Annotated in this window: 18 protein-coding genes; 3 read left to right on the top strand and 15 right to left on the bottom strand. The window is 45.9% G+C overall.

Features of this window, described 5'->3' with window-relative positions; genetic code table 11:
• The first annotated feature begins 10 nt into the window (after nt 1–10).
• Nucleotides 11–2,056: a prolyl oligopeptidase family serine peptidase gene (locus ACQ4M5_RS25330; RefSeq protein ID WP_430678491.1), complete on the top strand. Its 2,046-nt coding sequence runs from the start codon at nt 11–13 to the stop codon at nt 2,054–2,056.
• A gap of 9 nt (nt 2,057–2,065) precedes the next feature.
• On the opposite strand, the gene ACQ4M5_RS25325 is transcribed toward ACQ4M5_RS25330, so the two are convergent.
• From ACQ4M5_RS25325 to ACQ4M5_RS25300, 6 genes are all read right to left on the bottom strand, one after another.
• The gene (locus ACQ4M5_RS25325) at nt 2,066–3,502 is read right to left on the bottom strand and encodes a serine/threonine protein kinase (protein WP_430678490.1); all 1,437 of its coding nucleotides are present in this window, start codon (nt 3,500–3,502) and stop codon (nt 2,066–2,068) included.
• A gap of 128 nt (nt 3,503–3,630) precedes the next feature.
• A complete protein-coding gene (locus ACQ4M5_RS25320) occupies nt 3,631–4,344 on the bottom strand; it encodes a MarC family protein (protein ID WP_430678489.1) in 714 nt (237 codons plus the stop codon).
• A 95-nt stretch (nt 4,345–4,439) separates the two neighbouring features.
• Nucleotides 4,440–5,267, bottom strand: a complete 828-nt coding sequence (locus tag ACQ4M5_RS25315) for a YwiC-like family protein (RefSeq protein WP_430678488.1) — start codon at nt 5,265–5,267, stop codon at nt 4,440–4,442.
• A 221-nt stretch (nt 5,268–5,488) separates the two neighbouring features.
• Entirely contained in the window at nt 5,489–5,818 is a 330-nt protein-coding gene (locus ACQ4M5_RS25310; protein ID WP_430678487.1) for a cupin domain-containing protein, read from the bottom strand.
• The gene (locus ACQ4M5_RS25305; RefSeq protein ID WP_430678486.1) at nt 5,815–6,600 is read right to left on the bottom strand and encodes an SAM-dependent methyltransferase; all 786 of its coding nucleotides are present in this window, start codon (nt 6,598–6,600) and stop codon (nt 5,815–5,817) included. Before ACQ4M5_RS25305 ends, ACQ4M5_RS25310 begins: the two co-directional genes overlap by 4 nt.
• 61 nt (nt 6,601–6,661) lie before the next feature.
• Nucleotides 6,662–7,399 (bottom strand): DUF438 domain-containing protein, encoded by a 738-nt coding sequence (locus tag ACQ4M5_RS25300; RefSeq protein ID WP_430678485.1) that lies wholly within the window; start codon nt 7,397–7,399, stop codon nt 6,662–6,664.
• A gap of 392 nt (nt 7,400–7,791) precedes the next feature.
• On the opposite strand from ACQ4M5_RS25300, the gene ACQ4M5_RS25295 reads away from it, so the two are divergent.
• Complete coding sequence (locus tag ACQ4M5_RS25295) at nt 7,792–10,107, top strand: nitric-oxide reductase large subunit (RefSeq protein WP_430678484.1); 2,316 nt, start codon at nt 7,792–7,794, stop codon at nt 10,105–10,107.
• 71 nt (nt 10,108–10,178) lie between these two features.
• Here the strand turns inward: ACQ4M5_RS25295 and ACQ4M5_RS25290 are convergent, their stop codons facing one another.
• The 9 genes from ACQ4M5_RS25290 to ACQ4M5_RS25250 all read right to left on the bottom strand — a co-directional run bounded on the left by ACQ4M5_RS25290 (nt 10,179) and on the right by ACQ4M5_RS25250 (nt 19,632).
• The gene (locus ACQ4M5_RS25290) at nt 10,179–11,129 is read right to left on the bottom strand and encodes an NAD-dependent epimerase/dehydratase family protein (RefSeq protein ID WP_430678483.1); all 951 of its coding nucleotides are present in this window, start codon (nt 11,127–11,129) and stop codon (nt 10,179–10,181) included.
• A 38-nt stretch (nt 11,130–11,167) separates the two neighbouring features.
• Nucleotides 11,168–12,220 (bottom strand): Npun_R2821/Npun_R2822 family protein, encoded by a 1,053-nt coding sequence (locus tag ACQ4M5_RS25285; RefSeq protein WP_430678482.1) that lies wholly within the window; start codon nt 12,218–12,220, stop codon nt 11,168–11,170.
• A gap of 5 nt (nt 12,221–12,225) precedes the next feature.
• A complete protein-coding gene (locus ACQ4M5_RS25280) occupies nt 12,226–13,098 on the bottom strand; it encodes an Npun_R2821/Npun_R2822 family protein (RefSeq protein ID WP_430678481.1) in 873 nt (290 codons plus the stop codon).
• Nucleotides 13,095–14,042 carry an Npun_R2821/Npun_R2822 family protein gene (locus ACQ4M5_RS25275; protein ID WP_430678479.1) on the bottom strand — a complete coding sequence of 316 codons (948 nt, stop codon included), beginning with the start codon at nt 14,040–14,042 and terminating at the stop codon, nt 13,095–13,097. Before ACQ4M5_RS25275 ends, ACQ4M5_RS25280 begins: the two co-directional genes overlap by 4 nt.
• 2 nt (nt 14,043–14,044) lie before the next feature.
• Nucleotides 14,045–15,010 carry a glycosyltransferase family 10 domain-containing protein gene (locus ACQ4M5_RS25270; RefSeq protein WP_430678477.1) on the bottom strand — a complete coding sequence of 322 codons (966 nt, stop codon included), beginning with the start codon at nt 15,008–15,010 and terminating at the stop codon, nt 14,045–14,047.
• A 12-nt stretch (nt 15,011–15,022) separates the two neighbouring features.
• On the bottom strand, nt 15,023–16,825 hold the full coding sequence (locus tag ACQ4M5_RS25265; protein WP_430678476.1) for an ABC transporter ATP-binding protein: 1,803 nt from the start codon (nt 16,823–16,825) through the stop codon (nt 15,023–15,025).
• Between the two features lie 91 nt (nt 16,826–16,916).
• Nucleotides 16,917–18,071: a glycosyltransferase family 4 protein gene (locus ACQ4M5_RS25260; protein ID WP_430678475.1), complete on the bottom strand. Its 1,155-nt coding sequence runs from the start codon at nt 18,069–18,071 to the stop codon at nt 16,917–16,919.
• 56 nt (nt 18,072–18,127) lie between these two features.
• Nucleotides 18,128–19,411, bottom strand: coding sequence for a glycosyltransferase (locus ACQ4M5_RS25255; protein WP_430678474.1), 1,284 nt, complete (start codon nt 19,409–19,411; stop codon nt 18,128–18,130).
• The gene (locus tag ACQ4M5_RS25250; RefSeq protein ID WP_430678473.1) at nt 19,408–19,632 is read right to left on the bottom strand and encodes a hypothetical protein; all 225 of its coding nucleotides are present in this window, start codon (nt 19,630–19,632) and stop codon (nt 19,408–19,410) included. Before ACQ4M5_RS25250 ends, ACQ4M5_RS25255 begins: the two co-directional genes overlap by 4 nt.
• A gap of 233 nt (nt 19,633–19,865) precedes the next feature.
• Between ACQ4M5_RS25250 and gloB the strand changes: the two genes are divergently transcribed.
• The gene (gene gloB / locus ACQ4M5_RS25245; RefSeq protein ID WP_430678472.1) at nt 19,866–20,630 is read left to right on the top strand and encodes a hydroxyacylglutathione hydrolase; all 765 of its coding nucleotides are present in this window, start codon (nt 19,866–19,868) and stop codon (nt 20,628–20,630) included.

Genomic DNA, 20,630 nt, shown 5'->3' with positions numbered 1-20,630 from the left:
GTCGATTATTATGTCTTCTTTGAAATATCCACGTACTTCAACTGTTGATCAAAAAGACATCTATCATGGGGTGGAAATTGCAGATCCGTATCGCTGGCTGGAAGATCCCGATTCCGAAGAAACTCGTGTTTGGGTTGAGGCACAAAATCAAGTTACTTTCAGCTACCTAGAACAAATTCCAGCACGAGAATCGATCAAGCAACGGCTCACACAGCTTTGGGATTATGAGAAATACAGCATTCCTTTTAAGCGGGGAGAGCGCTATTTCTATTTCAAAAATGATGGCTTGCAAAATCAAAGCGTTCTCTACACTTTGAATGCGCTAGATGGTGAGCCGCGAGAACTATTAGATCCAAATAAACTTTCGGAAGATGGCACGATCGCGCTTTCTGGTCTGGCAATCAGCGAAGATGGAAACTGGATGACGTATGGATTATCGACGGCTGGATCAGATTGGCAAGAATGGTCTGTGCGGAAGATTGAAACCGGAGAGGATAACAGCGATCGTATTCAATGGGTAAAATTTTCTGGCGCTTCTTGGACAACGGATCATCAAGGGTTCTTTTACTCTCGCTATCCAGAGCCAAATGAATCGACGCAGTATGCAGACATCAATCATTTCCACAAGCTTTACTATCACCGACTGGGAACGGATCAATCTGAGGACATCTTAGTATTTGAACTTCCAGATCAAAAGGAAGCCTTGCTCGGTGGTGGTGTGACAGAAGATGGAAACTATCTAGTGATCTCTGTTCGCTTTGGTTCTGCACCTAAGAATTTGATTTATTACAAAGATCTCACTGCTCCTGATGCTCCGGTTGTTCCGTTGATTGATATTTTAGAAGCAGAATATAGCTTAATTGATAACGAAGGTAGCTTGTTCTGGTTTGAGACGAACTTAGATGCACCTCGTGGGCGAGTGATTGCGATCGACCTGAAAAATCCCGATCGTTCTAACTGGAAAGAAGTCATTCCCGAAGCTCCCGAAACCCTTCAGAGCGTGAGTCTCTTCGGCAATCAATTCGTTGCTTCCTACCTCAAAGATGCTTACAGCCAAATCAAAGTTTTTGATCTACAAGGCAAATCAATTCGAGAGATTGAACTCCCCGGAATTGGCTCTGTCGGCGGATTTGGCGGAGAACGCAAAGACACCGAAACCTTCTACAGTTTCACCAGTTTCACAACGCCACCAACAATCTATCGCTACAACTTAGAAACCGGAGAAAGTACGCTATTCAGACAGCCTCAAGTCGATTTCAACCCCAACGACTACGAAGTTAAGCAAGTTTTCTATCACAGCAAAGATGGCACTCAAGTCCCCATGTTCATCACTCACAAAAAGGGCTTAGAGCTAAACGGGAACAATCTCACTCGCTTGTATGGCTATGGTGGATTTAATGTTTCACTCACTCCAAATTTTTCTGTTGCCAATCTCGTCTGGATGGAGCGCGGCGGCGTGTTTGCCGTTCCCAATCTACGCGGTGGTGGCGAATACGGGGAAGCATGGCATCAAGCAGGAACAAAACTGAACAAGCAAAATGTATTCGATGATTTTATTGCAGCAGCAGAATGGCTGATCGAGCATGGATATACCACTTCTCAGAAATTAGCGATCGCGGGTGGTAGTAATGGCGGTTTACTGGTTGGAGCCTGCATGACTCAACGCCCAGACTTATTCGGTGCAGCACTTCCCGCAGTGGGCGTACTCGATATGCTCAGATTTCCGAAATTTACGATCGGTTGGGCATGGATCAGCGACTATGGTTCTCCAGATGAACCTGAAGAATTCAAAGCCTTGTACGCTTACTCTCCGCTACACAATTTGAAGCCTGGAACAAGCTATCCTGCTACTATGATTACCACGGCGGATCATGACGATCGAGTGGTTCCTGCTCACAGTTTCAAGTTTGCAGCAGCACTCCAAGCGGCTCATCAGGGAGAACAACCTGTGCTGATTCGGATTGAGACGAAAGCAGGACATGGAGCAGGAAAGCCGACTGCAAAGATCATCGAAGAAATCGCAGATCAATGGGCATTTCTTGAGGCGGTGCTTTAAGCGATCGCTTTACGGTACGGTTTCTGAATTTGCTGGAGGATTGCTGTCTGCACTCTCTGAATTAGTTTTCTCCTTTTTCTCGCCATTTCCACGCTCTTTTTTGTCTTCTTGCTCTGATCCAGACTCTCCTGAAGTGGGAGTTGCTTCTGGCGTTGGAGTCGGAGAGGGAGAAACCGACGGACTCGGAGAAGGTTCAGAATTGACGGGTGGTTCTGGATCTGGAGTCGGTTCAGGCGGTTCTGGATCTGGAGTCGGGTCTGGTGTAACTGTAGGAGATGGAATTGGTTCGCTGGTCGCTCTTGGTTCTGGATCTGGAGTCTTTTGGGGTACAACCGGGGCGGGAGTTCTGAGTTGTTCGGTGTTCAGTTCTGGACGAGTCGATCGCTCTGGAATTGGGGATGTCGCAGGGCTGGGAGCGGTGGTTGAAGCCGAAAATTGAGTTGCCCATACCCCCGCAGAGATTAATCCGACTCCAACAATGCCACTCCAGAGCCAAGGTTGCCCGCCTTTAACGGGTTGCTGAGGTGGCGTGGTCTGAACCGTCGATCGAGGTGATCCTAAAGCAACTGTGGCAACCTGACTCAAAGGTGCAGAGGGAGTCGATTCAGAGGTTACAACCGGACGATCAATCGTTCCGGGCTGCGGAAGTAAAGCTAACCATTCATTGATGCTTGCGGGTCGGTGATGCAGTTCAAGCGCCATGCCATGCAGAATTGCTTGATTGGTCTTTGAACTGAGATCGGGACGAAATTCTTGCGGTTCTGCAAGCGGTTGTCGATCGCGCAAAATTGAAGCGATCGGAACTTGAGCCGTGACGAGAGAATACAGAGTAGCTGCCAGTCCATAAACATCGATCGCGGCGGTTCGTTTGGCTTGTGGCAGATATTGCTCGATCGGGGCATACCCTTCAGAAAACATACTTGTATGCGTCTGAGTCAGTCCCGGAGAGAATTCGCGTGCAGTCCCAAAATCGATCAGAATCACTCGATCGGTTCCTTGCCGCAAAATCAGGTTTTGGGGCTTGACATCTCGATGCAACAATCCGAGATGATGCACTGCATTTAACGCTGCTGCAACTTGGTGAATGTAAGCGATCGCGGTTGCTTCGGGGAGCGGTGAATTCGGAAAAACGACCTGCGCCAAGGTCGGACCAGGAATATAGTCCATCACCATGTAAGGCAAACCCTCTTCCACGAAGAAATCATTCACTCGGACGATGCCGGGATGAACACACATTGCCAGCCGTTTCGCTTCATCCTGAAACTGACGCTGAAAGTTCGCGAAGTTGTGATCTTTACGCAATCCATCATTCACCGTTTTAATCACCATGACTTGATCGAGCCAATGATGAATGGCACGGTAGGTGATGCCAAATCCCCCACGTCCGAGTTCTTGATCCAGCGTGTATTTCCCGTTTTGCAACGTTTTGCCCACAAAAGTAGTCATCACGATCGGCACAATTTGGCAGAACAAACGCTTCTAGTCTAAGCTACTGTGGCGCAATCTCCGAGTATCTTTGGGTGAAGATGGACAAATTTAGCTTTCATTGCTCCAGTTCTGTGGCTTGATTAGGGTTACATCGTTTGATACTGCTGCAAAAACTGGATCACCCCTATTTTCAGTAGAGCGATCGTGCCGTCTGCAACATATTGCACTGCCAACGCCGCCAGCAAAACTCCCAAAATCCGAGTAACCACATTGATTCCGGTTCGTCCTAGCACTTGAGCTAAGTACTTTGACAGGATTAATAAGATGTATGCAATTAACAATACGATCGCGGTGTCGGTTAAAACGATCACTTCTCCTAGTGCATGACTATCGGCTTCCTGAATTAAAATCAGCATCGTCGCGAGTGTACCCGGTCCCGCGATCAACGGAATTGCCAACGGAAAGATACTGACATCCTGACGCAGTTGTGCTTCTTTTTCCTCTTCTTCAGTTTCCCGTTCGCGCTGAACAAACACCATATCAATCCCAATTTTGAAGAGGAGAATTCCGGCTGTCACCTGAAATGCCTCCATGCTGATATCGAGATAGCGGAGAACAAAAGCTCCAGAGAGTGCGAAGCTAGAGAGAATTCCGGCTGAGACGAGAATGGCACGTTGAGCGATGCGAGATTGTTCTTCTGACGATCGACCTTCAACCAGCGCGATAAAGAGAGGAACTAATCCGATCGGATCAACGATCACAAAGAGCGTTAAAAAGGCTTTGGCGATGAATGTGATTGGAAGGTGTTGCGTTAAGGCTTGCCATTCGGAAGAAAACGACGCAAATTGAGCATCAAACATGAGGACTTTGACGTGTAACAGTTATCCACATAGCTTGCACAATTTGTCGATATACCGAATCGGTACAAGTAGAGATTAGAGTCACGATCGCAGAATTAAACCGATAAATGAGCAGGCAAAAGGGATAGAGAGACGATGAGCAAAAATAGAAGCGCTGAACTGGTTTCAAAGATCGCGATCGATTGAATTCGAGCAGTACGATACCACTCTTTTCTCAGAAGAACGATCGCAAATTTGCAAAGCGCGATCGCAAATCCCGCTGCTGTCCACGGACTTAACCAACCCATAAACCAAAGCGCGATCGTGATCAAAGTTGCGATCGCATAATACACACTACTCGGCACGATCGACGGTGTTTTCGACTTGCGAAACTTCACCGTGAAGATTGTGCCAGAAAAGAATAAGGTATTGAGCAACCATAGTCCTGCAACAGTCAGCGAAAAGGTTCCAGTTGTTGCAATAAAAGCAAATGGAGCCGATAAACAAACCGCTGCGAAGGTGATGACCTCATTAAAAATCGACTTCTGTTCGCGGTAGAACACAGAAATTGCATCAATGATAAAAGCTACGATCACACCTGCATAAATCCAAAGTAGAAGTGAATGATTTAGAAATAGAACAACTGCGATCGCGCCTGCAATGAGGGTATAAACACTTGCCCACAGTAAAAAACGGGGTTTCAAGCTTTTTCGCTGCTTAATTTGCAGTACCCAAGGATGTTCTGCCTGAAACCCGCAAAACGCACTAATCAAAGCCAGAGTTGTTTCCGTTGTCCAATCCTGTGCTGCTGCTGCACCCGTTAGAAACGAGACAAACAGGATAATGTAAACGCCATGTTCTGGAGAAAAAGTCAGATGATACCACTGCGAAGTAGTCGATCGACGTTTAGATTTTGAGTCAGTTAAATTTGATGAGAGTGACATAATCTAAGCCTCATGAAATGGCGCTATCCTGATTTTGGCAAAACGATTGGGGGTCTGTCGCTGCGATTGAATCCGCCCGGAAATGAATCTCCGGGCTAATGAGAGAAAGGAGGCTGAAGCCCCCTCAGACCGTGATCTCAGCCCGCTTCAGCGGGGTTTCCTCCATTAAGCCCGGAGATTTATTTCCGGGCGGGATAGCGGATGAACAAACCCTGTTCAACTCACAGTTTGGGATCAGAGAGGGTCAAGAGAAATGCTAAGTTTGCACTTGCTGTTAAAGCATGAGGAGCATTGGCAGGCATAAACACAAACATACCTGGATTGAGTGCAATCTCTTGTCCTTCAAGCGTGAGCGTTCCTTGTCCTTCAAGCACTTGAACAACAGCATCACGAGTTGAAGTATGTTCCGCGATATCCGTTCCTGCTGCAAGACAAAACAGCGTGTATTGGCAAGAAGCAGTTTTGAGCAGAACTTTGCTGAGAATACCAGTCTCAGCGTATTCAATTTTGTCGTGTAATTGAGTCACGAGAGAACTTGGTGTAGTGATCATGAGTTGTCTCCTTTTGTTGAAACTAGAACGATGTAGCCCAATTCTTGTTTGTATTGTTGGAACACTCGCCGCATTGTGAGTACGCGATCGCGAATTTGGTCATGAGTTAAAACATTCCAGAAGAACTTGAGCGCATCGATCCAGCCTTCATCTTGAACGATTCGAGCCGGACTTAATAGCCCCATCGATCCGGTTTGATGGTGTTGAATCTCTAATGCTGCGGCTTGATGAGCAGCAATCCAATTCGATTGCGAAAGCGGTGTAGAGTTCACACGAATCACTTCTGCTAGGGCGCGATGGATTTCCTCTTCTCGATCGTTGACTAACAATTCATGCGATAAAAACTTTCCATTCGGCTTAAGTCGATCATGAATGCCCTGCAAAATCTTCGCTTTACCACTGGGAGATTGCATCGTAAGGATTGCTTCTGCCAGCACATAATCGAACTGTTCAGGAATACGATCGAGATGAAAGATATCGCCTTCGATCACTTGTACTTGATCTTCAAGTCCAGCAGCTTGAATATTGGCACGAGCACGAGCCACACTTTGAGGATTCTTCTCAATGCCAACCACTTTCACACCATAGCGTTTCGCAAGCGCGATCGCACTATAACCAAAACTAGCAGCAAGTTCTAAAACTGTGTCTCCGGGCTTAAAGTCTGCCCATTGAAAAAGCTGTTCTGTTGCCGCTTTTCCACCAGGGCGCAGGATCTTCTTACCAGCAGCAGCCATGACTTGATGCCCGGTTGCTGTTTTCGGATTGATTGTGGATTGAATCATGACTTAACTCCTGAATGCTGACTCTTTCACTCTGTCAAATCGCTGACTGAAATACTATGAGCTATCTCATAAAGCGACAGTAACCAATGCGATCGCATTTCTCTTTCATGTCTTGCCAAACGGCTGCATCTGGAATTGTTTGCAGCGCAGCAGGATAGAGAATATTGTTTTCTTTCAAAATGTGATCGCGCAGGGTCAGAACGAGTATAGAAGCGATCGTGTTGAGAGCGTGCTTAAACTCTTGGGTATCGATTTGAGTTGCAACGGTGATGAGATTCAGCAAAGCACGTTTCCGAGTTCTCAATTCTTCGTGTTCTAAAGTCATGACTTGAGGTGGACCAAACAAACCGCGCTTTTCAACTTCTACAAACAAAACTTGTTCTTCGCGCTGATGGTGTGGTTCTGCATCTAATAACTGTTGTGCAATCCCTCTTAAATGCTGGATGTCGATCGAGCTTAGATACTCTTGATGCTGAATCGATTCATTCAAAGCTTCCAATTCATTTAATATCGCCAACAGTACGTCATGTTCTTCAAGCATAATCCGAATGACATGATCATCTGGAAGGTGCTGTTTCAGTTGAGTTGCCGCATCTCCGAACAGTTCTAGATGGGCGGAACAGAGATGGTGAATGTCGCCCGGATTGAGTCCAGCATCCACGAATGCTTGCTCTGCAATTACTAGGTCTTGTGGATTTAGAGTTCTTAGAAATGCTTGAACTTCCTGCTTGATTGTTGTGGCTTCTGTTGTATGCAGACGTTCTAATAGTTCTGGAAGTCCTTTGACTGTTGTTTTCATAATGACTGCCTTGAAGTGCGATCGACTTCTTCAATCTGCCAAATCTAACCCAATTTGTTTATGAGCTATCTCATAAAGCACAAATTTTTTAGCATTAGAATTTACACATAGCGCTTTATTTTGTATTCACAATCCTATTAAGAAATTGATCATAGAGCGTGTTCCTAAACATTGTTTCTGTGTCTATGAGATACCTCATACACATCTTCCTCTGTCTTGTGGCATAGTGATCCATGTTGAGAGTTAGAAGACTATTACTGCTTCAAATCTTTTGAAGAAATTTTTTATCAAAGGTAGTGTTTCCTTCCTCTCTGCAACATCAAAACAGGTGACTTTACAACACCCTGTTAGTTTGCGTTGCAACCTTTTACGATGACATCGAGAGATTAACAATGGCGAATCCATCGATTACTGTTCCCTCTCCACACTCTGCCAAACGGAGGTTTAGCCTCAGTCTTCCTGCATGGCTTGTATTAATTTGTGTGGTCAGTTTCTCAATTTTATTAGGAGCAGGAGCGGCAATTCAAAAGAACGCTCCACCGATTCCAACGACGATCGTTTCTCCCCAACAAGACGTTTTAATTACCCAGGCACAGATCCAGTCTGGACAAGAAACATACCTTGCACGTGGCGGTCAACATATTGGTAGCGTTTGGGGACATGGCAGCTACCTTGCGCCGGACTGGTCGGCTGATTTTCTCCACAAGTGGGGACTTGCAACCGCAGGTGTTTTGCAAAACGGCAATCCTGACTTTGATCAAGCGGATTTAGAGGCATTATCAGCCAGCGATCGAGCAAGCTTACAAGCTAAAGTGAGCGAACAATTTAAGACCAATCGATATAGTTCTGAAACACAAGTCTTAACACTCACCACAGCACAAGCGAAAGCACTGCCTCAAGTGTTTGCGAACTATCAAACTTTACTCACTCAAGGATCAAAAATTCACTCGATTCCGAGCGGCTGGTTTACCAATGATCAACAAGTTCGGGATGTCACTTCGTTCTTTGCTTGGACAGCTTGGGCAGCTTCCGCCAATCGGTTCAATGCACCGTTTTCTTATACCGCGAACTTTCCACATGATCCATTGATTGGAAATACGGTTCCCCCTCAATTTATTATTTGGTCGATCGTCTCTGTCGTCTTGCTTGTTGCAGGAATCGGAGTCTTCCTTTTCATCAACTTAACCCAGGAAGATGCTGAAGAAGTTCAAGTAGTCAAAGCACGTCCTGCGGTTCGGATTGCCACTGCTAGTCAAAAAGTCACGACCTTATTTTTCGGAGTAGCAATGGCATTATTCCTGGTGCAAATTGGCATGGGAATGGTGACGGCTCACTATGCAGTTGAAGGGGATGGCTTCTACGGTGTTCCGCTGGATAAATTCCTCCCTTATGCAGCATCGCGAACTTGGCATTTACAGCTTGCAGTGTTTTGGATTGCAACTTGCTGGTTGGCGGCTGGACTGTACTTTGCGCCTCGATTTGGCAAACACGAACCGAAAAAACAAGCCCTTGGTAACGGTGTCTTACTTGCTGCACTCACTGTGGTTGTTGTCGGTTCGATGATTGGCTCTTGGGCAGCGATCCAAGGCATTCTCGGAAACAATCTCAGCTTCTTGTTCGGACACCAAGGCTATGAATATGTAGAACTTGGTCGCGTTTGGCAAATCTTACTAATTGGCGGCATGGTGTTCTGGCTCTGGTTGATGTACCGGGCACTCAAACCCGCACTCAAGCAAGAAGGCTCGAAGACTGGATTGAATCATTTCTTCTTGTACTCTGCAATCACGATTCCCTTGTTCTATGCGGCAGGCTTGATGTATAGCAATCACACGCCGATGAGTGTTGCTGAGTACTGGCGCTGGTGGGTGGTGCATCTTTGGGTTGAAGGATTCTTTGAAGTGTTTGCTACCGTTGCGATCGCATATCTCTGTAGTGAACTCGGTTTTCTGAACAAGCAAACAGCCCTTCGCGCAACTTACCTCACCACGATTCTTTATCTCGGCAGTGGCGTTCTCGGAACCTTACACCATCTCTATTTTGCAGGAACTCCTGTGTTTATTACTGCGATGGGTGCAGTGGCTTCAGCCCTCGAAGTTGTGCCGCTGACTTTGATTGGGTTTGAAGTGGTGAAATCTCGTAGACTGGCACAAAACGCAGATGGATTCTACCGGATGCCGTTGCGCTTCTTCATGGCAACTTGTGTGTGGAACCTGGTTGGTGCGGGTGTGTTTGGCTTCTTGATCAATCCCCCGATCGTGCTTTACTACTCGCAAGGTCTGAATACAACTCCGATTCATGCTCACTCTGCTCTGTTCGGTGTGTATGGATCACTTGCTCTGGCGTTGATGCTGTTTGCTCTGAGAGAAATTACTCCTGAGAGAGCTTGGAATGAGCGACTACTCAAATTCTCCTTCTGGCATATCAATGGTGGTTTGGTAATCATGCTCTTGTTTGGATTGATTCCGAATGGATTCTATCAGTTAGTGCAGTCTGTTAATCATGGAACTTGGTACGCTCGGAGTGCAGAGGTGATTAGCTCTCCGTGGATGCGTTGGACAGTCTGGCTCCGGATTCCGGGCGATGTGATCTTTACGATCGGGGCATTGGCGATGATGGTCTTTGTGGTGCAAGCAATTTGGGCAATTTTGCACCAACCAACACAAAACCAGCCTGAACTTGCTGAAATCAGAGAAACGGTTGAAGCATAAATCGCTTTGATTAGAAAATCCCTTGCTGTAATGTGGCGAGGGATTTTTTGCTGTTGTTTAGGGCGATGTCATCACTGATACAACGATCGAATCCAGTTCCATTCGTGTGTGAGTCCTTCTTTCAAGGAAACTTTTGGCTGATAGTTCAAAATCCGTTTTGCTTTAGACACATCAGCGGAGGTATGACGAGCATCCCCGATCGCAGTTTCGATCTTTTCTTGGCGAATCGATCGACCAACAATCGCTTCCATTGTTGCAATTACATCGGTTAGTACGACTCGACTCCCGCCTCCGATATTAAAGACTTCTCCAACCGCTTCGGGAACGGTTGCCGCTGCGAGATTTGCCGCGATCGCATCACTGATAAAGGTAAAATCGCGGGTTTGCTGACCATCGCCGTAAATGACGATCGATTCATCATACAAAGCTGCTTTGAGAAATTTGTGGAATCCCATATCCGGGCGTTGCCGCTGACCGTAAACCGTGAAATACCTTAGCGAACACGTAGGAACACCAAAATTTTGATAATACAGTCCGCAGAGTTGTTCTGCTGCTAGTTTCGTAATTCCGTAAGGAGAAACAGGCTGCGGGCAAAGGGTTTCAACTGTCGGAAGCGTTTCAGCATTGCCGTAGATTGAAGAGCTAGAGGCGTAAATGAATCGTTGTAAGTGTTTAGCAGATTTTGCAGCTTCTAGAAGAATCTGAGTTGCATTGATGTTTTGCTCGGTGTAGGTGCGAAATCCATTTCCCCAACTCGATCGAACCCCCGCTTGTGCTGCTTGGTGGTAGATGACTTCAACATCGGTGAGAAGCGCGTTCCAGTCGAGTTTCTGAATGTCAGCTTCGACTAACTCAAAGTTCGGATGTGACAGGCTTTGGGCGAGATTTTTCCACTTGAGAGCGGAATCGTAATAATCGTTGAACTGATCAACTCCGATGACACGATCGCCACGTTTCAACAAAGCCTCAACTAAATGAGAGCCGATAAATCCTGCCGCTCCGGTCACGATGCTAAGAGTCATATTTACTTACCGATTCCTCACGCCTTGAATGGTCGATCTTACTCGATCGTGGGCTTTTGTTGACAAAGTTTTATTTGATGTTTGAGCTTACGGAGACGATGATTGAGATTGTTCATTTTCCGTTTGCGGAACTGCGTCATCATCGATCGAGCTTGAGAAATGCGATCGGGAACTTTGAACTCTGTTGGACGATCGTGCGGAGATTTGAGATAGCGATAGTGTAAAAACAAATCTCGATACGGCAGTTCTACATCGATACCTGCACAGAGTTGCCTAAACTGAGACGAAGCCACACTCATGTAATGCAAATAAGTCACGAGTTGATCTTGGTCATAGAGCAAGTGATTTTCCTCGCGAAACGGCGACATCCAGTGACATCCAGTAGCATCGGGTTCAAATGCTAAATTGCAGTAGGAAAGCCCGCTGCGTAACACTAAATAATTCAGCACCGCTTGATCAGAATCGCGCCATGCCATGACTTCAGATTCACCCGATTCTAGCTTGGTTAATAGCTCGTTTAATTGCTGTCGATCGAGTACACCTTTTTTCGAGGCGAACCAACCCGAACAAAACAAATGAGAGGCAAGATAGTCTGGAGAAAACAAGTCAAACAACTTCGGTTCAGAGCAATCCATAATGTAATTGAAATCTGAGCGATGTTGAAAGTCGTATGTGACCCAATCGAACTGATTTAACCGCTCAAAGATGCGATCGAGCGAAGATAATGCTAACGTATCCGCATCAAAATAGATAAATTGATCAAACTCACCATCTAAACAGCAGAGTTTACGATGGCGTTCTAATCGATAAGTGCCGCTCCAGCCTCGCTCTTTCCAAATTCGCTGTGCTTTTCGATGTGAACCCCAAGCACGAGTCGCAAAATTCTCCCAATATTGGATCGATTCAGCATTCTCGAATAATGTAACGTTGGGTCGTTTTTCAATCTCCGATCGCACTCGATCGAGTTGATCATCATAGGGAATGATGCACACTGGAATCGCTGGATCAACGTTTGCCTCAATGCTATTTAACAAGGCAACTAATTGATCATAAACGACATCATTGGCAAACGTATAAATCCCGTTCGTCATTGCATTTACCTAGTTTCAAACTGTTTTACAAGTTGCTGCCAAAGTCCAAGTTTGGGTTCGTGTAAATATCGATAATGCTTCCAAACTTCCCAATAGGGTGCACCCGAACGGATCGAAATTCCTGCCCAGTGGAGGTATTTTAGTTTTTGACCTCGATCGTATAAAACATACTGTCGATTCTCAAAATGATTAGACCCTGCCCAACTTCCTGGAGCATTTTCTGGCGGCTTGACTAAGTTCATCCGCTTCTCAAAGCGCTGCAAAATCAGATAGTTCAAAATCGGCTGGTCAGTTACACCCTGCGTAAAGTCGAAGTATTCCCGATGTTGAGCACAATCTTGGAGAACTTCGTACAGTTGGTCTTCAGTGATCACTCCTTTGCGAGATCCCCAGAATCCACTGTTGAAAACATCTTGTAGCTGTTCTTCGCTAAATATCGTGTTCTTCACCATAGGCGAAAAGATATTGCTTAGACCTTCGCTTGAATAGTGATAGTCACAGCAGAAAAAGTCACAGTTCGATAGATGGTTTAATGTATCTGCGATTTGCTCAAATACAACAATGTCGGTATCAATGTAGAGAAATTCGTCGAGAACACCAAACCAGACTGCCAGCTTTCGCATTTTGTTGGGAAGCTTGAGAAAGTCTCGATCGAAGATTTCTCCAACTCGACTGGTTAACCGCTCCAACAGTTCCAAATCTGGAAATAGCTGCACATTGTGTAATCGATTCAAGGTTGAGAGAACAGTCTGATACTCATCATTAAATGGAATCAGATAGATAGCAATCTCTGGATCAAACAATCGAATACTGTTGAGAAGCGCGATCGCATTCTCAGTGACTTTATCATTGGCAACAATGTAGATTCCGCGTTTCATGCTCGTTTCAACTTTTGTAGAACTTTCTGAACTAAAGTCGGCTTCGGTGCTTCGGTCAAAACAGGTCGATTTTCTGGCTCATGTAAGAATCGGTAGTGTAGAAACAAATCCCTATACGGAAAAGTCTCAGAGATACCCTTGCACACCTGTTCCATGCGCTGTGGTTTGATGCCGATGTAATGTAAGTACGTTAATCGAAGTCCTCGATCGTATAAAACGTGCTCTTTTTCTTCAAAGTGCTTGCTAGTAATTGAACAACCCGTCGATTGTCCAAACGGCAGAATTTGAGCGACATTACAGGATTTAATCCCTGATTTCATCACCATGTAATTGATTACAGGTTGTTCGCCTGCGCCACCATAGAGAATTTCTCGATCGCCTGCAAGTAACTGTGTAATTAATGTTTCTCGCTGCTCTAGATTGAACAATCCGCGCTTTCCTGCAAAGAATCCTGAGCAAAAGATTTCTCGATCGATTCGCTCTTTCGGAAATACTTCGTAGAGCTTGGGAGAATCTAAATTGTAGATTTTGCTGGAATCAAGAAATTGGAAGTCATACACCACCCAATCATGATCATTTAATAGCTCAAAGACATGAGCCATTGAACTCATCGCTAGAGTGTCTGCATCCATGTAGATAAATCGATCGAACGGTGCATCAAACGCGCAAAACCGCCGATGCGCTCCATATAAGCGATGATTCTGGTCTAATCGCTCTGGAGCAATTCGCTGCATGAATTCATCCCAAGCCCGAATCGAATCTTGGTCATCGTAAATCATCACAGTTGGACGATCGCGAATCTCTTCCCGAATGCGATCGAGCTTGTCATCAAACGGATAGATACAAACCGGAGTATCGCGCCCGATGTTGACCTCAATACTATTGAGCAAAGCCACTAATTGATCAAATACTCGATCGTTTGCCAGAGTACAAATTCCATTCATAGCTATGAAACCCGCTCCACGTATTCAGAAAGCCAGTTCATCAAATTGAGCTTGTGCAAAATCACTTGTCGAGCTTCCGCGATCGCATTTCTCGCTTCATACCAAGCATCTGGACTAGCGATCACTTCTTCGATGTATTTCAAGCCTTTTTCATCCATGCTCGGAAGTCGTAAAAAGCTTCCTGGAGGTAACAACTTATCTGCGGCAGAACCACCATAGTAAATCGGTAAACACCAAGCTAAGAGAGAATCCCAAAGCTTTTCGGTCGCGTACCAATCATTTTCGGCATAGTTCTCGATCGCTAAATTGTAGTAGTAAGGAGCCATTCCATACCACTTGCCATTGATTTGTCCGGTTGTCTTAGCCCAATCTGGTAGATCGCGACCATAGAGATCAAACTCAAGTTCGTTCTCTTGCAGTAGTTTGAGAAATGCTAATCGCTTCTGATGATTCTCAGTGCGACTAATTCCCGAAGTAATCCAGCTACATTTGCGAACCTTTTCAGGAGGTGGCAAGTCGTTTAAGTCGCGGAACGAATTGTTTAAGTACCAGATAGCAGGCATATAGTCAGGAACAGGCGCATAGTCATCAGGACCTGAAACATAGCCACAGTATTGACTTGCTTTTTCGTAGTTCGCTTCCGTGATGTGGACAATCTCATCAAGCGGCGGTTCTCGCAGTAGATAGATCATTCGCTCTTTGGGAACGTTTCTAAACTGAGAAGTCACATCTGGTAACGGAGTCGGACGGAATCGATCGCGAATCTTTGCTCTCAAGGTTTTAGGCGGCTTCGGGCGGGGGAAATCGAACTGATATAACAATAGAAAATCTGGGTTTGCAGCCGGAGCTTTAAGCTGAATATTTCCCCAATGTCCAAATGGATACGGAGATTGTTGCCATAACCAATCGATCGAGCTAGGTTTTAATCCGACATAGCTACTCACCATGCCAACGACTTTCTTCTGCATTTTGATTGCTCCCTAAACGGTCTGAGGTTCTTCTGAAAACTGCATTGCATGAAGTTGGGCATACAATCCACCTTGCTTTAATAGTTCAGTGTGTGTTCCCACTTCTACCACTCGTCCTTTGTCCAATACTGCAATCTGATCGGCGTTCTGCACTGTGGACAATCGGTGAGCAATCACTAACGTGGTTCGATCGCGGCTCAATTCGTCGATCGCACTTTGCACCAATCGTTCTGAAACCGTATCCAGTGCAGAAGTCGCTTCATCGAGAATCAAAATGTCTGGATCACGCAACAATGCTCTTGCGATCGCAAGTCTTTGCCGCTGTCCACCGGATAACATTACGCCTCGATCGCCAATTAAAGTATCGAATCCTTGAGGTAGTTTCACAATGAATTCGTAAGCATTCGCCCGTTTTGCTGCTTCGATAATTTGATCATCAGTAGCATCTCTGCGAGCATAAGCAAGATTGTTCCGCACCGAATCATTGAAGAGGAACGTATCTTGGCTGACGATGCCCATTGCCTGTCTGAGCGAGTGAATTTCAAAGTCTTTGAGATCGCGATCGTCAATCAAAATTCGTCCCGCACTCGGATCATAAAAGCGAGGAAGCAAATCTGCTAAAGTCGATTTTCCTGCTCCTGATGATCCGACTAATGCCAGTGTGGTTCCTTTTGGAAGCCAGAGATCAACTTGGTTTAGAACTTGTCGATCGTGTCCTGGATACGTAAATGCTAGTTGCTCAAACCGAATGCCCTCAACCATTCCACTGTAAGGAATATGACCTTTTGACATAAATGGCTTTCCTTCGCGTTGCAGAAAGTCATTGACCACAGAAACACTCGGAGCTAAGTTTGCAAATGAACTCCGAGCATTGTTCAATTGCCCCACAAACGGCAACATTCGGAACAAGACTAATAGATAGGTCAATAACACTGCTGAAAGCGATTCCAGTTGATTTCTGAAAAAAATTCGCCCTAATAGCAAGATTGCAACGACTACGATTAATCCTGCCATCTCATTGATTGGTGGAACTAGCGCAGAATTTGCTTGCGAGTCAAAATCTGCTTTTTCTCGATCGCTAATGAGTTGCTCAATCTTCTGATACTCGTAAGGTTCATTTCCAGTCGCTTTAACTAATCGAATCCCCGATAGCATCTCCAGCACTGCAACTGAATAATCGCGTGATTGATCCGAGAGTTGCTTTCCATATCGTTTAGCACGTTTGACAAAGAACCCATTCGAGAGCGATACGATCGCTAATAGCAATGTTGAAATTAATGTGAGCTGCCAAGAAATCGAGAGCAGAATCGCTAGAAACACAAAGATCGTAATCATCGTTGACAGCATTTGTACCGCTGTCCGAATGGCTGTTGCTGTTGATCCGATTTCTCCACCCAATCGATTGATCAAATCACCCACTTTGGTTTTGATGTAGAAATCCAGATCAACATCGAGCAACAACTGTAAGCCTTCTTTGCGGATATCACTGACAAGCGATCGAGAGAGATGTCCTGATGTCAGCGTACTGGCATAACTGGTCGTATTCTTGAGCAAAATCGCCAGCAGAATCAATCCCATCATCCAGAGAAACTGTGCTTCTCCGCCCGACTGAGCTAATCCTGAGAACACTTGCTGTAAAATCGGCGGCGCACCTTTTAGGTTCACTTCCTCGCCCAACAATCCCAACACGACTGGGATAATGAGCATCGTACTTACGCCATTGAACAGTGCGCCAGAAAATCCGAGTGCGATCGTTGACACAATCCAGACCGGACGACGCAGGGCAAATTGAAGCAGCAATCGATTTGGGGACATACGGAACGTGGGGGGAAACGATCAAGCAGAAATACGCAAACGATTACGAATTTCTGGTAAAGAACTGCTTCTAGTTATCCCGATTTCTGCCTCAACTCACGCGACTGAGAACTTCCGATAAGATCGGAGCCATCGCAGTGACGCTATAGTGCGCTACAGTGCGTGATCGTAGTTCTCTTCCTCGCTGTTCTGCGGTGTCCCAGTCCTGGAAAATTTCCGCGATCGCGTCTGCCAATTGCTCTGGTGATTCTGGATCAGCTAAGTAGCCAAGCGATCCCAAAATCTCTGGAATGTCGCCCACACGAGTCGCCAGAATCGGCTTTGCCATTGACATTCCTTCAGTCAGCTTGATCGGGAATTGCGCCTGAGCCGTGACCGTATCGCGCTGAGGAACCACAACGACGTGAGCCGCTGCAACGATTTCCGGCATTTGCCAAAAAGGAGCAGGCGGAAGTTTGATCACCCATTTGCCCCAAGTTTCGATCAAATGTCGATCGTAGTCATCATAAGGACTGCCCCCGACAATCACGAGCCGAAGATCCGGCTGATTTAATCGATCGAGCGCCACCAAGACATCTTCTACTCCTTTGTGTGGTCGAGATGCCCCCGGAAACATCAGCACTCGATACTCGGATAAGCCATATTTGCGCCGACTTTCCACGGGATCAAATCGGCTTGGATCAAACATATCGGTGTCTTTGCCGTTCGGAAGATAGGTTCCACCAAACCGCTTTTGCAGGAAATTCGTATCGATCGTGATTTCATCTGCATAGGTCGTTAAACGTTCTAACCCCTGTACATAAAGAAGATGATCGGGCGATCGTAACGCGCCATCCGATTTGAGTACATCTCGTGCAAACTGCTTTAATCCGGGTTGGTAACAAGCTTTATCCGCTCCCACCCAGCTTAATTCCCAATCATCTACATCGAGCAAAACAGGGATGCGCGATCGTAGTTTCTTCAGCAGTGCGACCCCAAAACTTGAGGGTTTCGGCTTGACCGCATAAACTAAATCGCCATCGATTCGATCGAGCAATTGACTCACAGAACCGAAGAACTTTGGATAAGTGCAACCGGGCAAACAAACGATCGGTAAATCAGCAGGCGGCTCTGGATAGATTTTTTCACCGAAGAGAAATCCGAGAATTTCGACTTCGTGATTTAGTTTTTTCAGAACTTGAGCGAGAAGATACGCTCGATCGACTCCACCTTTGGAAAAATTGGGCGTAAGAATAGAAACTTTCATAAAACAAGAAACGGGGAACGGAGGCACAACGAAACAGATGCAATTCCCCGATTCGCTTAGTATTCCCTCATCAAGCTTTGATAAAGCTTAAGCATCTCTTGAGCAACGGTTGCCCGTGTTTTTACGGGTTGAATTCCTTGCTTAAGTTGAGCGATCGTACTTGGATTTTCTGCTAAAAATGCGATCGCGTTCGCCCAAGACTTTACATCACTTGCTGGAACTAACCAGCCATTCACTTGATGCTTCACCAATTCCGCAATTCCACCTAAATCCGAACCGATCACAGGGGTTTCCATTGCAAATGATTCCAGCACTACGAGCGGTCCCGTTTCCATCCACTGCGAGGGAACTGCTAACAAATCGAATTGAGCGATCGCATGACTAATTTCCGATCGTGCTAACGGTGGCTTGATTTGAATTCGAGGATCAGAGTTCGCGATCGACACTACTTTCTCTCGATTTGCGCTTCCATGTTGATCTGCGTGAGTGGCATGAATCACAAGCTCAACAGGCACATTTGGAATTTGTTGAAGAGCTTGGGCGAGAATCTGAACACCTTTTGTTTCTTGCCAGCGACCAAGGAAACCGATTCGGATTGGAGAATTTCGAGAACGTCCAATGGGTTTGGTAGAAGTAGCAACACCATGCCGACTCAATACTAATTTCGATTCAGGCACACCATTTAGAACGAAGGCATCATAGAGCCATTGACAGACCACAACAATACGATCGCTTGATTCCACCAGTTGATCGAATTGCCGTTGCTGCTGACGAATTTGGCTCGGAGTTGCGATCGTCGTTCCCAATTGCCGCAAACGAACATCTGAAGACTGACGTAAGCGATCGCGGATTGAAACTGCGATCGAACTCGGCAAATAGCTAAAAGCGTCCGATGCCCAATGTGGAACTCGCTTAGAAACGCCTAAACAAGCACTACAGCGAGCAATGTCAATCTTGCCATCACAAGCCGAATGACCACCCTGCATCATCGTGCCGCGCAAACACGAAATATCAGGCATGTGAATCGTCGTGATCGTTCTCATGCCCAACTGTTTCGCGCTCTGCAAATGAGGTAAACCACAACTCGATCGAACCGTATGCTGATGATAGATATCGCTTTGATTCTCTCGGAGCCAAGCTTGGAATGCTTCTAGATTTGGATAGCGGAAGACTTCGGTTGATTTATATTGCTCGATCGTGGGTTGGTTCTGAATTCGAGCCGCTGCCACTTTGCAATTTACGTCGATCGCACGTAAGTCTTCCACTAAGCCATCAAGATAAACCTCAACGCCACCAAACGAATCTGGCGGAAACCAAGCACTGGCTTGTATCACTTTCATGCGGGAGAGAATCCTTCATCAATCAGCTTGATCCGACCCGCTTGGATCTGATCAAAAATTCGGTTAATCTGTCGCCGTTCATCTGGAGTGAGGCGATGATTTGCAAGCAATAAAGACGCAAGATGCAGATGCTCGTAGCGGTTCAACTGGTGGGATTCCAGAATTCGAGTGAGAATCCGCTGCGTCGGTAAATTGGATCGATTTTGGGCTGTTCTTACCATAGAGATCGTCGCTTCGTGGTCTAACGGGGGCTAGTCAAACAGAAGTAAAACTTCGGTACAAAGACACAGGCTTTCTACCTTTACTACTCTTGCGCGTTTTTTCGGGAGACACACAAAGGTCAGATGAGATCTTCATCAAGACTTAGTAAAATCTTAGGCAGTTTCGTCTACTGCTTCAGTATTGACGATTTCAGAATCGGAACAAACACGGAACTTCAGGAATTTTTCATCTTATGCAAATTTATCGGATTTCTGCACTTTCAGATAATTATATTTTTCTATTGTTTGATGCGGTTCGGCAAAATGCCGCTGTGGTCGATCCGGCGGAAGCCGCTCCAGTGCTAGAAAAATTAGAAGAATTGAACGCGAAATTAGTAGCGATTTTTAATACGCATCATCACCACGATCATGTAGGCGGCAACCGTGAATTAGTGAATCGTTTCCCGAATGCGATCGTCTATGCGGGAGTTCACGATCGCGGTCGCATTCCCGAACAATCCGTAGAGTTGAACGCAGGCGATCGGGTGTCTTTTAACGATCGGACTGCCGAAGTATTCTTTGTCCCCGGACATACACGAGGACATATCGCTTATTACTTTCCCTCGATCGCGGATGAGCCAGGAGAACTATTTTGTGGCGATACGTTGTTCTCTGCGGGCTGTGGGCGATTGTTTGAAGGGACACCCGCGCAAATGGTTAATTCATTGAGTCAACTTCGAGCATTGCCCGACAATACGCGAGTGTGGTGCGCTCATGAGTACACGCTGAAGAATTTAAAATTTGCATTGACGATCGATCAACACAATCCCGATTTACAAGCTAGATTTGTTCAAGTCCAAGCCGCGAAGGATCAGCCTACTATTCCAGCCGATTTAGGCTTAGAGAAGCGGATTAATCCGTTTTTGCGCTGGGATGATCCTGAAATTCAAAGCGCGATCGGACAACGAGATGCGATCGCAACTTTCGCTGCTCTTCGTGAAAAGAGGAACCATTTCTAA

This window comes from Leptolyngbya sp. AN10, assembly GCF_050565645.1.
In the GTDB taxonomy this organism is placed as follows: domain Bacteria; phylum Cyanobacteriota; class Cyanobacteriia; order Leptolyngbyales; family Leptolyngbyaceae; genus Leptolyngbya.
The sequence above is the reverse complement of the archived record's forward strand: the minus strand, read 5'-3'. Positions and strand labels throughout refer to the sequence as shown.

Coding starts and splice junctions, on each gene's coding strand:
- ACQ4M5_RS25330 (WP_430678491.1), top strand. CDS start 11: ATGTCTTCTTTGAAATATCCACGTACTTCAACTGTTGATCAAAAAGAC.
- ACQ4M5_RS25325 (WP_430678490.1), bottom strand. CDS start 3,502: ATGACTACTTTTGTGGGCAAAACGTTGCAAAACGGGAAATACACGCTG.
- ACQ4M5_RS25320 (WP_430678489.1), bottom strand. CDS start 4,344: ATGTTTGATGCTCAATTTGCGTCGTTTTCTTCCGAATGGCAAGCCTTA.
- ACQ4M5_RS25315 (WP_430678488.1), bottom strand. CDS start 5,267: ATGTCACTCTCATCAAATTTAACTGACTCAAAATCTAAACGTCGATCG.
- ACQ4M5_RS25310 (WP_430678487.1), bottom strand. CDS start 5,818: ATGATCACTACACCAAGTTCTCTCGTGACTCAATTACACGACAAAATT.
- ACQ4M5_RS25305 (WP_430678486.1), bottom strand. CDS start 6,600: ATGATTCAATCCACAATCAATCCGAAAACAGCAACCGGGCATCAAGTC.
- ACQ4M5_RS25300 (WP_430678485.1), bottom strand. CDS start 7,399: ATGAAAACAACAGTCAAAGGACTTCCAGAACTATTAGAACGTCTGCAT.
- ACQ4M5_RS25295 (WP_430678484.1), top strand. CDS start 7,792: ATGGCGAATCCATCGATTACTGTTCCCTCTCCACACTCTGCCAAACGG.
- ACQ4M5_RS25290 (WP_430678483.1), bottom strand. CDS start 11,129: ATGACTCTTAGCATCGTGACCGGAGCGGCAGGATTTATCGGCTCTCAT.
- ACQ4M5_RS25285 (WP_430678482.1), bottom strand. CDS start 12,220: ATGACGAACGGGATTTATACGTTTGCCAATGATGTCGTTTATGATCAA.
- ACQ4M5_RS25280 (WP_430678481.1), bottom strand. CDS start 13,098: ATGAAACGCGGAATCTACATTGTTGCCAATGATAAAGTCACTGAGAAT.
- ACQ4M5_RS25275 (WP_430678479.1), bottom strand. CDS start 14,042: ATGAATGGAATTTGTACTCTGGCAAACGATCGAGTATTTGATCAATTA.
- ACQ4M5_RS25270 (WP_430678477.1), bottom strand. CDS start 15,010: ATGCAGAAGAAAGTCGTTGGCATGGTGAGTAGCTATGTCGGATTAAAA.
- ACQ4M5_RS25265 (WP_430678476.1), bottom strand. CDS start 16,825: ATGTCCCCAAATCGATTGCTGCTTCAATTTGCCCTGCGTCGTCCGGTC.
- ACQ4M5_RS25260 (WP_430678475.1), bottom strand. CDS start 18,071: ATGAAAGTTTCTATTCTTACGCCCAATTTTTCCAAAGGTGGAGTCGAT.
- ACQ4M5_RS25255 (WP_430678474.1), bottom strand. CDS start 19,411: ATGAAAGTGATACAAGCCAGTGCTTGGTTTCCGCCAGATTCGTTTGGT.
- ACQ4M5_RS25250 (WP_430678473.1), bottom strand. CDS start 19,632: ATGGTAAGAACAGCCCAAAATCGATCCAATTTACCGACGCAGCGGATT.
- gloB (WP_430678472.1), top strand. CDS start 19,866: ATGCAAATTTATCGGATTTCTGCACTTTCAGATAATTATATTTTTCTA.